Annotated in this window: 11 protein-coding genes; 9 read left to right on the forward strand and 2 right to left on the reverse strand. The window is 37.9% G+C overall.

What is annotated here, in order from left to right:
- Nucleotides 1-6 precede the first annotated feature (6 nt).
- The 6 genes from OK414_RS03765 to lrgB all read left to right on the forward strand — a co-directional run bounded on the left by OK414_RS03765 (nt 7) and on the right by lrgB (nt 5,586).
- Nucleotides 7-336, forward strand: coding sequence for a PTS lactose/cellobiose transporter subunit IIA (locus OK414_RS03765; RefSeq protein ID WP_013081807.1), 330 nt, complete (start codon nt 7-9; stop codon nt 334-336).
- Complete coding sequence (locus tag OK414_RS03770; RefSeq protein ID WP_263045708.1) at nt 333-1,661, forward strand: 6-phospho-beta-glucosidase; 1,329 nt, start codon at nt 333-335, stop codon at nt 1,659-1,661. The genes OK414_RS03765 and OK414_RS03770 overlap by 4 nt, the downstream gene beginning before the upstream one ends.
- Before the next feature lie 120 nt (nt 1,662-1,781).
- Nucleotides 1,782-3,533, forward strand: coding sequence for a sensor histidine kinase (locus tag OK414_RS03775; RefSeq protein WP_013081809.1), 1,752 nt, complete (start codon nt 1,782-1,784; stop codon nt 3,531-3,533).
- Between the two features lies 1 nt (nt 3,534).
- Nucleotides 3,535-4,275, forward strand: coding sequence for a LytR/AlgR family response regulator transcription factor (locus OK414_RS03780; RefSeq protein ID WP_016763094.1), 741 nt, complete (start codon nt 3,535-3,537; stop codon nt 4,273-4,275).
- Between the two features lie 162 nt (nt 4,276-4,437).
- Entirely contained in the window at nt 4,438-4,872 is a 435-nt protein-coding gene (gene lrgA / locus OK414_RS03785; protein ID WP_034654275.1) for an antiholin-like murein hydrolase modulator LrgA, read from the forward strand.
- Nucleotides 4,873-4,905: 33 nt separating this feature from the next.
- Complete coding sequence (gene lrgB / locus OK414_RS03790) at nt 4,906-5,586, forward strand: antiholin-like protein LrgB (protein WP_013055484.1); 681 nt, start codon at nt 4,906-4,908, stop codon at nt 5,584-5,586.
- 55 nt (nt 5,587-5,641) lie between these two features.
- Here lrgB and OK414_RS03795 read toward each other — a convergent pair whose 3' ends face one another.
- Complete coding sequence (locus OK414_RS03795) at nt 5,642-6,076, reverse strand: hypothetical protein (protein WP_016763097.1); 435 nt, start codon at nt 6,074-6,076, stop codon at nt 5,642-5,644.
- Between the two features lie 336 nt (nt 6,077-6,412).
- Between OK414_RS03795 and nirB the strand changes: the two genes are divergently transcribed.
- Nucleotides 6,413-8,758 (forward strand): nitrite reductase large subunit NirB, encoded by a 2,346-nt coding sequence (nirB, locus tag OK414_RS03800; protein ID WP_263045707.1) that lies wholly within the window; start codon nt 6,413-6,415, stop codon nt 8,756-8,758.
- Nucleotides 8,759-8,777: 19 nt separating this feature from the next.
- Nucleotides 8,778-10,928 (forward strand): assimilatory nitrate reductase catalytic subunit NasC, encoded by a 2,151-nt coding sequence (gene nasC / locus OK414_RS03805; RefSeq protein ID WP_034654271.1) that lies wholly within the window; start codon nt 8,778-8,780, stop codon nt 10,926-10,928.
- 49 nt (nt 10,929-10,977) lie between these two features.
- Here nasC and OK414_RS03810 read toward each other — a convergent pair whose 3' ends face one another.
- Nucleotides 10,978-12,159, reverse strand: a complete 1,182-nt coding sequence (locus OK414_RS03810; RefSeq protein ID WP_034654269.1) for an MFS transporter — start codon at nt 12,157-12,159, stop codon at nt 10,978-10,980.
- 388 nt (nt 12,160-12,547) lie between these two features.
- On the opposite strand from OK414_RS03810, the gene speE reads away from it, so the two are divergent.
- Nucleotides 12,548-13,435, forward strand: a complete 888-nt coding sequence (speE, locus tag OK414_RS03815) for a polyamine aminopropyltransferase (protein WP_034654266.1) — start codon at nt 12,548-12,550, stop codon at nt 13,433-13,435.
- The last annotated feature ends 2 nt before the right edge of the window (nt 13,436-13,437 follow it).

Consider the following 13,437-nt stretch of genomic DNA (forward strand, 5'->3'; position numbering starts at 1 on the left):
TAAAGGATGGAAAGCATTCAAGAATATATTTTTAAATTAATCTTACACGGTGGAAACGGCAGAAGTTCAGCAATGGAAGCGATAGCAGCTGCCAAAAGCGGAAATTTTTCAGAAGCACGTGAAAAGCTTACACAAGCTGCAGAAGAATTAAATGCTGCTCATCATATCCAAACGTCGTTAATTCAAGGTGAAATTAGAGGGGAAAGCACAGAAATTTCTCTGCTCATGATTCATGCTCAAGATCATTTAATGAATGCGATGACGGTAAAAGAAATGGCTACTGAATTTGTAGATTTATATGAAGCAATCAAAATTTCTGGGGGGATTACACTATGAAAAAAGGTATTAAGATTGTAACGATTGGCGGAGGTTCAAGCTATACGCCTGAACTAATAGAAGGATTTATTAAACGATACGATGAACTTCCAGTTCGAGAACTGTGGCTAGTAGACGTTGAAGAAGGAAAAGAAAAGCTAGAGATTGTTGGTGATTTGGCAAAACGAATGGTGAAAAAATCAGGTTTGCCAATTGATGTTCATTTAACGTTAGATCGAAGAGAAGCACTAAAAGATGCGGATTTCGTAACGACTCAATTCCGAGTTGGTTTGTTAGATGCACGAGCGAAAGATGAAAGAATACCGCTTAAATACGGGGTGCTTGGTCAAGAAACAAATGGACCGGGCGGATTATTTAAAGGACTTCGCACGATTCCCGTTATTTTAGATATCTGCCGTGACATTGAAGAGTTATGTCCAGAAGCTTGGCTGATTAACTTCACAAATCCTGCAGGTATGGTAACAGAAGCTGTGCTCCGCTATAGTAACATTAAAAAGATTGTAGGACTTTGTAATGTACCAATCGGAATGGAAATGGGGATTGCTAAGCTGCTTGATGTAGATCACTCTCGCATTCGAATTGATTTTGCTGGCTTAAATCACATGGTCTATGGATTGGATGTATATGTAGATGGTGTAAGCGTTAAAAATCAAGTTATTGATTTATTGAGTGATCCAACTAACAGCAGCTTTGTGAAAAATGTAGCGGGACTTGGATGGGAGCCAGAATTTACAAAAGCCCTAAATGCGTTAACGTGTCCATATCACATGTACTATTATAAAACGCGTGAAATGGTAGAAAAAGAGCTCGTTAATTATGAAAAAGGTGAAACGAGAGCAGAAGTCGTAAAACAGTTGGAAAAAGAGCTGTTCGAACTGTATAAAGATCCTAATCTAGACATTAAACCGCCTCAATTAGAACAGCGCGGCGGAGCCTATTATAGTGATGCAGCCGTTCGATTGATTACATCCATTTACACGGATAAAGGTGATATTCAGCCCGTAAATACTATCAATAATGGTGCCATAGCAAGCATTCCTGCTGATTCTGCCGTAGAAGTAAGCTGTATCATTACAAAAGATGGACCGAAGCCAATTTCAGTCGGCGACCTTCCTGTACCTGTGCGAGGTCTTGTCCAAACAATTAAGTCATTTGAGCGTATTGCAGCTGAAGCAGCAGTGACAGGAGATTATGATAAAGCTATTTTAGCATTAACCATTAATCCTCTTGTGGCTTCTGATAAACTAGCTAAGCAAATTGTCGATGAGATGCTAGAAGCTCATAAAGATTACTTGCCTCAATTTTTTAAAACGGTTCAAGCTTAAAATCAAGCTGTGCGAATACAGTACGTATTCGCACAGTTTTTTTCTATTTGTAAAGCTAGATTTCTGCCACCATCAATGTAACAATATAAAATAGAAACAGACAGCAAAGGGTGGCTAGAAATGATTCATTTATTAATTATGATGGTAGAACGAGTCGGAGTTATTGTCATCTTAGGTTTTTTGCTGGCACATACAAAAGTTTTTCGGCAATTTCTCCGCAAACAGCAAGGATATAAAGGAAAAGCTGTACTTATTTTTATTTTTTCTCTTTTTAGCATTATTAGTAACTACACGGGAATTGAAATTCAAGGAACAATTATTCGAAATGAAGACTTATTATTAAAAGTAGATCCATCAAGCTCGATTGCAAATACACGAATTATGGGTGTGGAAATGGGCGGTCTGCTTGGCGGTCCATTTGTTGGTTTAGGAGTAGGAATACTTGCTGGCGTTCATCGCTTTATGTTAGGAGGGAGTACGGCGTTTAGCTGTGCAGTTTCATCCGTTTTAGCAGGGGTGTTAACTGGATATATCGGCTATGCCTACCGGAAAAAACATCGAACGATTACACCGCGCTTTGCTGCACTTGTAGGCATAGCGATGGAAACGCTTCAGATGCTGATTATTTTATTATTTGCTAAACCGTTTGATTCGGCATGGACGCTAGTGAGTATTATTGCTATTCCAATGATTATTGTAAATGGCACGGGAAGCTATATTTTCTTATCTATTATTCAGTCCATTTTACGGCAAGAGGAACAAATGAGAGCGCTCCAGACACACAAAGTATTATTAATCGCGGATCAAACTCTTCCACATTTTCGTCAGGGTCTTACTAGTGAATCATGTGAAAATGTTGCAAATATTATTCATCGCTTCACAGGTACGGATGCTGTTTCGCTAACTGATACGCACAAAATTTTAGCTCATGTAGGGGAAGGAATTGATCATCACGTTCCTTCGCATAGTTTAATTACCGGGCTGTCTCACGAAGTGCTGAAGACAGGAAAAATTATGAAAGCAAAATCGAGAGAACAAATTGATTGTCAGCATAAAGACTGCCCGCTTCATGCCGCTATTGTGATGCCGCTTACTTCTCACGGTACTACCATTGGAACACTAAAAATGTACTTTAAAGATGCGAGCGGGTTAAGCCGAGTGGAGGAAGAGCTGGCAGAAGGATTAGCTAAACTTTTTTCAACTCAGCTAGAGCTCGGCGAAGCAGAGCTTCGAAGTAAATTGCTAAAAGATGCGGAGATTAAAGCTTTACAGGCTCAGGTGAATCCTCATTTTTTATTTAATGCTATTAATACGATATCGGCGCTGTGCAGACAGGATGTAGAAAAAGCCAGAAAGCTGCTTTTACAGCTAAGCATTTATTTTCGTTCCAATTTGCAAGGTGCAAGGCAGCTGTTGATTCCGTTATCAAAAGAGCTTGATCATGTTCACGCGTACTTATCGCTTGAACAAGCCAGGTTCCCTAATAAATACGAAATTGACATGTATATTGAAGAAGGGCTAGATGATGTCTTGCTTCCGCCATTTATTCTTCAAGTGCTTGTGGAAAATGCCATTCGGCACGCGTTTCCGCGTAAACAAAAGCACTGTCGAGTAGAAGTTTATATTGAGACAAAAGATAAATATGTATACGTAAAGGTAAAAGACAATGGACAAGGTATAGACACAAAACGATTGCAAATGCTTGGCAATCAGCCCGTTTTTTCAGAAAAAGGAACGGGGACGGCTCTTTACAATATTAAACAACGATTGCACGGATTGTTTGGAAAAGAAACAACGCTGGAGTTTGACGTAACAGAAGGAACAGCGGTTTCGTTTGTTATACCAATTGAATTAAAAAGCGAGGGTATGTAATATGCTGCGAGTACTAATAGTAGATGATGAAATGTTAGCGCGAGATGAATTAAAATATTTATTACATCGAACGAAAGAAGTAGACTTCATTGAAGAAGCTGAAAGTATCGAAGAGGCGTTGGATAAAATGATGGATGAAAAGCCGGATTTATTATTTTTAGATATACAATTGTCAGATGACAGCGGTTTTGATATTGCTAAAAGGCTTAAAAAAATGAAAAATCCGCCAGCTATTATATTTGCAACCGCGTACGATCAGTACGCTTTACAAGCCTTTGAAGTAGATGCAATTGATTACATTTTGAAGCCTTTTGATGAAGAAAGAGTGGTGCAGGCCATTCATAAATATAAAAAAATGCGTGTTCCTCATCCCGCTGTGAAAGAAGAAGAATCGATAGGAGAGTCTTCTTCTCAAACTGGAAAGTTAGCGATTTCTGTAGACGATTCGATTGTGTTGGTGAATATAAAGGACATCTTGTTTGTAGGATTAATAGAAGGAGAAGTCACCATCCAGACTATAACAGAATCCTACCATACTGCTGATACGCTGGCTATGCTAGAAAAAAAGCTCCCTTCTCAGTCGTTTAGTCGTGTCCACAGGGGGTATATCGTCAACGTAGATCATATTTCCGAAGTACAGCCTTGGTTTAATTCTACGTATAATTTAGTAATGAAAAACGATGAGCGAGTTCCTGTCAGCCGTACATATGCTAAAGAATTGAAGAAACGTTTAGGAATTTAAAGAAAAAACAGCTTGCGTATGCATTTTGGCAAGCTTTTTTTTGCATTTCAAGGCTCGATTTTTGTAAGTGAGCACAAATATTTGACTCTTTAATTTGAAAACGCTTTCTTTTCGATTTTCATTTTATATAATGAAGTCAACAAACAGAGAGAGGTGAAAGAAATGAGTGCTAAAAAAGTGTATGGCTTCTTAACACAAGCATTTATTTTTTCCGTAATTATGTTGATTTCAGATTTTATTGCAGAGCATTTGCCTTTTCCAATGCCTGCTTCAGTCATTGGACTTGTGCTGCTATTTCTTGCACTCTGCTTGAAGATTATTAAACTAGAGCAAGTTGAATCACTGGGAACGGCTTTAACTTCTTTGATCGGATTTTTATTTGTACCAGCAGGTATTTCTGTTATGAATTCATTAGGTATTATGCAGCAGTACGGCATTCAAATTTGTTTAGTTATCATCGTGGCAACGATTATTTTGTTAGGCGTTACAGGCTTATTTTCACAGCTTATACTTGGCATGACAAAAGATAATAAAGCAAAAGAAGAAATAAAAGATGTAGATATGAGTGAAAAAACGAAAAAACAAGGTATTGCTTAACATCAATTATAAAGAGACAAGGTGGTTGGAAAGATGAATCCGTATTTTGGAATCGTGGTTTCTTTAGCTGCGTACGGCATTGGAACGTATTTATTTAAAAAGTCAAAAGGTTTTTTCTTATTTACTCCTTTATTTGTGGCAATGGTACTCGGAATTGCTTTTTTGAAAATTGGTCATTTTTCTTATGAGGAATATAGCAGCGGGGGGAAGATTATCAGCTTCTTTTTAGAACCGGCAACAATTGCTTTTGCCATCCCTTTATATAAGCAAGCCGATAAATTAAAAAAGTACTGGTGGCAAATTCTTTCTTCTATTGCGGTAGGGTCAGTTTGTTCGGTAGCGATTATTTTTGCGATTGCTAAAGGTATTCATATGGATGAAGTTGTGATGAAATCAATGCTTCCACAAGCAGCTACAACAGCGATTGCGCTGCCATTGTCTCAAGATATTGGAGGGATTCCTGCTATTACTTCCTTTGCTGTTATTTTTAATGCAGTCATCGTATATGCGCTGGGCGCTTTATTTTTAAAAGTATTCAAGGTGAAGAATCCAATTTCGAAAGGATTAGCTCTTGGAACTTCTGGGCATGCGCTAGGAGTAGCCGTAGGGATTGAAATGGGAGAAGTAGAGGCAGCTATGGCAAGTATTGCAGTTGTTATTGTAGGCGTCGTCACAGTTGCCGTTATTCCACTTTTTGTTCAGCTAGTCATGTAACAAAAGCCTGAAGGAGTCAGAGATTTTCTGACTCCTTCAGGCTTTTGTTTGTTAATTAATACACCACTCCAAAATGTCGTGATGCGCAGTTTTGACAGGTTGTATGGTCAAAAAGACTCTCAGGAATGATAAATTCAAAACAAAATTGACATTGTTTGAATTGACTTTGTCTATAAAACATTGTCTCCAAGAAAATAGCTGTAATATGTTCGGTTATGTGCTTATGGGAACGTTGTTCTAAAGTGGACCATGGAATAGACTGATGCTCTATGTAAATCGGACAGGAAGTATAGGGTGTATCCCATTGAATGGCTTGATATCCAAACGTAAGGCCATGATGAGCTGCTGATGTAAATATGATTAGGTTTTGATGGAATTCTGGCAGAGGTAATTCTAGTTTTTGATCTTTAAGCGATCTCGTTTTGGAATGAAGGTTATACAATTTAATTTGAAAATGAATCCACTGAGTGGCGTGAACGGTTATTGACATGTTTTAAACCTCCAATTCAGACTCTTTTTTTATCATAATTGATTTCAAAATAAATAAACAGTAGGCAAAAAGAAGATAACAAAATTTTATATAGATTACTTATAAGGCGTAGGGAAAGGTGATATAAGCATAGCATCCTTTTTTCTACCCCTTTTTAAAGCATATTAATCTTCTATATAAAAGCTTGCTTTCAACGAATGGTATCGGCGTATTCATAAGCTTTAAACAGATTTTAATGTTAGAAGTTATAACAAGGTTCATTTCTTTTAGAGAAGTTTATGAAATAATAAAAACTGTATATTTTACGGTCTGAATCTATGTGTTGGAGGTTTTTATATGACGAAACAAAAGCTAATATTAATCGGAAATGGAATGGCAGGAATGCGCTGTATTGAAGAAATTCTTATTCATTCTCCAGATTGTTTTGATATTACTGTTTTTGGAAGTGAGCCTCACGTTAACTATAATCGAATTTTATTATCAACCGTTTTACAAGGCAGTACAAAGCTTGAAGATATCAATATTCATTCTTTAGCATGGTATAAGGAAAATAATATTACTTTATTTAAAGGAGAAAGCGTTACGCACATAGACACCAAGAGAAAAATAATAAAAACAGATAAAAACAGAGAGACGATGTACGACAAGCTTATTCTTGCTACTGGTTCGAGCCCGTATATGCTCCCCGTTAAAGGGTCTGACAAAGAAGGTGTCCTCGGTTTTCGTACCATCGAAGACTGTCAGGAAATGATTAAAATTTCTAAACAGTATAAAAAAGCAGCGGTTATTGGAGGGGGTCTGTTAGGGCTGGAAGCTGCTAGAGGACTATTAAATTTGGGAATGGATGTTCAAGTCATTCATCATTCGGGTTTCTTAATGGAGCGACAGTTAGGCAGAGCAGCATCTGCTATGTTAAGAGAAGAATTAGAAAAGCAAGGCATGAGTTTTCTATTAAACAAACATACGGATGAGATTATAGGGGGAAATCGAGCAGAAGGCGTCCGATTTAACGATAGCAGCAAAATTGCAGCTGATTTAGTTGTAATGGCTACAGGAGTGAGGCCAAATGTTAATCTAGCTAAAAAAAGTGGAATAGAAACAAATAGAGCAATCATCGTAAATGATTATTTAGAAACGAGCACCCCGGATATCTATGCAGTAGGTGAATGCGCGGAACATCGAGGGATGACATACGGCCTTGTTGCTCCTCTTTACGAACAAGGAAAAGTCTTAGCACGACACCTTTGCCAAATAAAAAACGATGGTTATCGCGGGTCCGTTCTTTCCACTCAATTAAAAATATCAGGAATAGACGTTTACTCAGTCGGAGAGTTCAAGGAAAATCAAGGTACAAAAGCCATTACGATTTCGAATATGTTAGATGGTATATACAAAAAAGTCGTTTTTCGCAAGGGGAAAATAGTGGGAGCTGTTCTTTTTGGAGATACCAGTGAGGCTATAAAGCTATCACAAATGATTAATGAAAAAAAGGATTTGTCGCAAGCGGAAAAAGTACAATTATTTCCTTCTCAACATGAAAAAGAGAATGCAGTAACTTCTATGCCACTTACAGATATTGTATGCAACTGTAACGGTGTAACAAAGGGAGCCATTATTGAAGCAGTACAGAAAAATGATTTAACGACAGTAGATGAAATAAAAAATTGCACGAAAGCTTCTGGTTCATGCGGAGGATGCAAACCCCTTGTAACAGATCTTTTAACATATATTCAAAGCGATGAGTTTGATGAAATCATTGAACAAAAAACCTTTTGTACATGTACACATTTATCAGAAGATGAGCTGGTAAGAGAAATGCAGCAATATCAATTTGAGACGGTTCAGCAAGTAAGAGAAATATTAAAGTTTAAAGACATGAAAGGCTGTTCGTTATGTGAAGGCGGTCTTCATTACTATTTAGATATGATGAATCCTCATTATGAAAACAATCGACATTCTTTATTTACTACGGAGAATGAACAGGCCGTTTTGCTTCACGATGGGACTTATGCAGTGGTACCGCAAATTCACGGTGGTCTGACAAATGTACAGGAATTAAGGAACATAGCAAATGTAGCTGAAAGGTACAACATCTCTAATATTCGTTTAACAAGTGATCAGCGCATTCAACTTATTGGAGTGAAAAAAGAATATCTTCCGTTGGTAAGTGAGGAAATAGATAGAGGACTTCAGCATCTATATGAACGTACAGTTAAAAATGTATCTGTTTATATAGGAAAAGGAACGTGTATTTGTCAGTATGAACCTGCTCTTGCTTTATCAAATGAATTAGATAAACAGCTTGAATATGTAAAGACCCCATGTGATATCAAAATCAGTATTGCTTCGTGTTCTCACATTGCAGAGAATGTAACAACAAGTGATATAGGATTAAGAAGAATAGACAGAGGATGGGAAATATATGTCGGCGGAAGCAGCGCAGAAGCCAGAAGCGGGGAGCTGTTTTATGTGGCCGAAACGAACGAAGAAGCAGTAGAAATCAGCTGTTCTTTGATTCAATATTACCGTGAAACGGGGAACTATTTGGAAACCGTCGGGAGCTGGATCGAGCGAGTAGGAATTGTTCATGTCAGAGAAGTTTTGTTTGAGGTAGACAATCGAGAGTATTTAATGAAGCAGCTCAGTTCAGAGCGCTCTCGTGCAATCACATATTTATTATAGGAAAGAAGGGTGACCTACGATGACTGAGATGCTATTGAAATATTTTCGTGAGCAGCAAAAGCAAGTTGAAACCGAGCGTATCTATAATACTCAGTGTCCTTACTGCAGCATGCAGTGCAAAATGCAGCTAGTTGAACAAACACATGTAAAAAGGAAAACGTATAAAACAATTGGAACAGACAACCCTACTTCTCAAGGAAGGTTATGTATCAAAGGAATGAATGCGCATCAGCATCCTTTGCATAAAGATCGGATTCAATATCCTTTATTAAAAGTAAACGGAGAGTTTGTAAAGATTTCTTGGAAAGAAGCTCTTCACTATATTAAAGAAAACGTTGCAGAGATTCAAGAGAAGAATGGAGCAGATGCGCTGGGTGTTTATGGAAGTGCCTCTATTACAAATGAAGAAGCTTACTTATTAGGGAAATTTGCTCGAGTTGCGTTAAAAACAAAGTATATTGATTACAATGGACGCTTATGTATGTCGGCTGCTGCTTCTGCTGCTAGTAAAACATTTGGCATGGACCGAGGATTTACGAATAGCTTGCAGGAGATTCCGTTTACTGAATGTATTATGTTAGCTGGAACAAATATTGCGGAATGTCAGCCAACGATTATGCCTTATTTTGAGAAAGCAAAAGAAAACGGAGCCTTTATTATTGCAATTGATCCAAGAGAAACCGCTACAACTAAAATAGCTGATTTACACTTGAAACTTAAGCCGGGGAGCGATGCGGCATTAGCCAATGGAATCTTGAAGATCCTTATCGAAGAAAATTATCTAGATGAACGATTTCTACAAGAACGTGTCAATGGATTTGAAGAAGTAATTCAATATGTGGCGTCTCTAGAATTTAATATCATTGAAGAAATAACGGGAGTGCCACTTGAAGAGATGTACCAAGCTGCCCGTATGTTTGGTCAAAGAAAAACGGGAATGATTTTTACTGCTAGAGGGGTAGAGCAGCAAACAGACGGAAGTGCTGCGGTGCAAAATTTTTTGAATATTCTACTTTCTGTTGGGAAAATCGGTAAACCTCGCTGCGGATATGGGGCTATTACCGGTCAAGGAAATGGGCAAGGAGCCCGGGAGCATGGTCAAAAAGCGGATCAGCTTCCAGGCTACCGTTCAATCGAAAATCATGAGCACCGGATGTATATAGCAGATGTGTGGAACATAGAGGAGAAAGATCTTCCTAGAAAAGGTGTTTCTGCATATGAGATGATTGAAAAAATTCATGATGGTGAGATTAAAGGGCTGTTTTTGATGTGTTCAAATCCAACAGTTTCAAATCCAAATGCTAATTTTGTTAAGAAGGCTTTTGAAAAGCTTGAATTTCTAGTGGTAGCAGATATGTTTGAATCAGAAACGGCAAAATTAGCAAACTTGATCTTACCAGCATCTTCCTACTTGGAAGATGAAGGAACCATGACAAATGTAGAGGGAAGAGTTACATTACGCGAAGCTAGCTTTCCATGCGGCGGCGAAATCAAACACGACTGGGAAATACTATGTGAAATTGCTAAAGCTTTAGGGAAAGAGGAGCATTTTTCATTTTCATCAGCTGAAGAAATATTTAATGAACTGCGAATAGCAAGTAAAGGAGGGATCGCGGATTACTCTGGTATTACGTACGAACGATTACGAGAGGAAAAAGGAATTTTATGGCCATGCAGAAGCTTAACAGATAAAGGAACCGAGCGCCTGTTTGAAACGCGTTTTGCTCATAGTGATGGAAAAGCGATGATGGTCCCTGTCTCGAATCAAGCTATTGTACCTAAAGCAAAAATAACGGAAAAATATCCTCTCTATTTAACAACGGGGAGAGTGATGTCGCACTATTTAACGGGTGTGCAAACGCGAAAAAGTGCGTCTTTATCTGCTAGAAATTTCGAATCTTTTATGGAAATCCACCCGTTAACAGCGAAAAAATATGAAATTTTGAATCAAGAATTAGTACAAATTGAATCTTCATATGGAAGGATTGTGGTAAGAAGCAAATTTTCAGAGGGCATTCGGCCAGATACCGTATTTGTTCCTTTTCACTGGGCGGATTCTCAAAATGTTAATAACCTTGTTTCTGAGAAATTAGATCCCGCCTGTAAGATGCCGGGGTTTAAAGTAAGTGCTGTGAAGATTAGCCCTTCTGTAAAAAGAAACAGCTATTAAAAATGCTGATGCAAAAAGCCTCTTGAAAAAAGAGGCTTTTTGCATGGAATCAGGCAAGGTGCTTTTGGTTAATACGTACATTTTGTTTTTTGAATCCAGAATAATTTAGTAAGAGACAGAATAGGGCAAAAAGCGCTAGTAAGGAAAAACCGACAACGTAATCTCCGCTTGTATCTTTTATAAAGCCTAGCACAATAGGGGGAAAGAAGCCGCCTACTCCTCCGAATGCTCCTACGATCCCGGTAACAGCTCCAATATTTCCTGTTGAAACAGATGGAACCATTTTAAAAACAGCTCCATTTCCGATACCAAGAGTAATGGCTGCAAGTAAACAACCTACGCTAAATAGGGAGAAGGCAGTGATGGTAAATGCAATAAATAACCCTATTAGTAGCATTGCGGTAAAGACGAAGGTGAGTACTTTTTTTGCTCCGAAGACATCCGATAAATATCCTCCAAGAGGCCGTACAAACGTTGCTAGCACGACAAATACAGCTGTTTTCAGTCCACTGTCTACAGTTGAAGCGTTAAATTGATCATGCAAAATGGTAGGAAGATAGATGCTGAACGTTACAAATCCACCAAATGTTAAAAAATAGAAAATGGATAAAAACCACGTTTCTTTAAATTTTAATACCGATAAAGATTCCTGCAGCGTTTTGGGGGAAGCAACAGAAGGGTGGTCTGAAGTTCCTACCCATAATAAAAGAGCCATTAAGGCTACCGCAATTGCTAAACTCCAAAATACCCAAGGCAAGCCAAAAGAAAAAAAGATAAGTGGAATACTAAAGCTTGCTACCGCCGATCCTAAGTTGCCCATCCCAGCAATTCCTAAAATAAAACCTTGCTTTTGAGGTGAATACCATTTAGAGACATAGGTAATGGAAATAGCAAATGTTGTTCCAGCCATGCCGATAAAAAATGCCCAAAAGAGCAGCATAGAATAAGAATGAGTAAAGCCTGCACAAATGGTAGGGAGTAAAAGAGCCAGCATAGTCAAAGAATAGACTTTTCTTCCCCCGAAGCGATCTGTTAAAATCCCCATCGGGATTCGCATGAGGGAACCTAATAAGACGGGAGTGGCAATTAAGACACTTTTTTCAGCATTGGTTAATGAATACATTACTTGAATATCTGCAGCGATAGGTGCGAAGACAGACCATACTGAAAAAGCAATAATCATAGATAAAGTCGAGATAAGAAGTACAGATAAGGGCCGTTTAGAAAACATTACTTAAAAACCTCCTTTTTTATATCCAGCGTAAAGCTGTTGCAATATGGTAATTATGATACTACGCTTTCTTTCTTATGTATCATTCTGTGTTAGGTTTTCTTCCGTACTTTTATTGAAGAGCGGACCCAGATAAAAGTGGAGAGATAACTTAGACTTACACTTACACTTACACTTACATTCTATCTAAGTGCTGATGAAGAAACGGTTAAAAAGCTTTGAAAGAAACAGTAAGTAGAAATATTGTCGAAAGAATGGAAGGAAAATTGAAATCAGAAGAGATTAATAGAGTAAGCATCTATAAATTTGTGCTATCGAATTATAGCGAAATAAAAAATAATTCATATTTTATATAGAACACAAATTTTTGAAATAGAAGGTGGAAAAAGTGACAGAAAAGCATCCTCTTTCAGGTTATAAAAAGGATGATAATGGAGTTCTCTGGATATGGAGTTACGTTGGACAGGCTAGAGTGAAAATGGGGTATAAAGTAAAAAGTCTGCTTCACTATGAGCAATCTTCCTATCAACAAATCAGTATTGTGGATACAAAATGGTATGGGAAAATGTTGGTGCTAGATGGTACTCCACAAATTTCAACAGGAGAAGGGTTTATTTATAATGAAATGATTAGCCATGTGCCGATTATAACTCATTCAAATCCTAAAAAAGTTGCGATGATTGGCGGAGGAGACTGTGGTCCTGCACGGGAGGCCATGAAGTATGACGGAATTCAACAAATTGATGTAGTCGAAATCGATCCAAAAGTTACAGAAATCTGCCGCACATGGCTAACTCCGGCTTCTTGTTATGATGGTGAAACTAGGCTCAATATGATACATCGCGATGGAATAGATTGGATTCAAGAACAAAAGGGAGTTTATGATGTTCTCATAATTGATCGGCCTGACCCTGTTGGACCGGGAAAAAAACTATTTCAACCTGATTTTTATCAATATGTCTACAACAGCCTTAAGGATGATGGCGTGGTTGTTTTTCAATCAGGATCTCCTTACTACAATACTTCTACATTACAAGGCACAATTAAAAATTTAAAGGAGCTATTTCCAATTGTCCGCACATATTTAGTGACTATACCTCTTTTCCCTTGCGGCATTTGGAGTTTTACGATTGCTTCTAAAAAAATGGATCCTCTTCAGGCCGATTTGACGAAGCTACAGCATACAGATACTCAATATATTGATCCTGAAATTTTCCGTGCATCATTTGTTTTACCTAAATATATAAAGGAAATAGTAGACGGAAAAGATTCCTAAAA

The organism is Priestia sp. JV24 (assembly GCF_025910025.1).
Taxonomy (GTDB): Bacteria; Bacillota; Bacilli; order Bacillales; family Bacillaceae_H; genus Priestia; species Priestia megaterium.

Coding starts and splice junctions, on each gene's coding strand:
- OK414_RS03765 (WP_013081807.1), top strand. CDS start 7: ATGGAAAGCATTCAAGAATATATTTTTAAATTAATCTTACACGGTGGA.
- OK414_RS03770 (WP_263045708.1), top strand. CDS start 333: ATGAAAAAAGGTATTAAGATTGTAACGATTGGCGGAGGTTCAAGCTAT.
- OK414_RS03775 (WP_013081809.1), top strand. CDS start 1,782: ATGATTCATTTATTAATTATGATGGTAGAACGAGTCGGAGTTATTGTC.
- OK414_RS03780 (WP_016763094.1), top strand. CDS start 3,535: ATGCTGCGAGTACTAATAGTAGATGATGAAATGTTAGCGCGAGATGAA.
- lrgA (WP_034654275.1), top strand. CDS start 4,438: ATGAGTGCTAAAAAAGTGTATGGCTTCTTAACACAAGCATTTATTTTT.
- lrgB (WP_013055484.1), top strand. CDS start 4,906: ATGAATCCGTATTTTGGAATCGTGGTTTCTTTAGCTGCGTACGGCATT.
- OK414_RS03795 (WP_016763097.1), bottom strand. CDS start 6,076: ATGTCAATAACCGTTCACGCCACTCAGTGGATTCATTTTCAAATTAAA.
- nirB (WP_263045707.1), top strand. CDS start 6,413: ATGACGAAACAAAAGCTAATATTAATCGGAAATGGAATGGCAGGAATG.
- nasC (WP_034654271.1), top strand. CDS start 8,778: ATGACTGAGATGCTATTGAAATATTTTCGTGAGCAGCAAAAGCAAGTT.
- OK414_RS03810 (WP_034654269.1), bottom strand. CDS start 12,159: ATGTTTTCTAAACGGCCCTTATCTGTACTTCTTATCTCGACTTTATCT.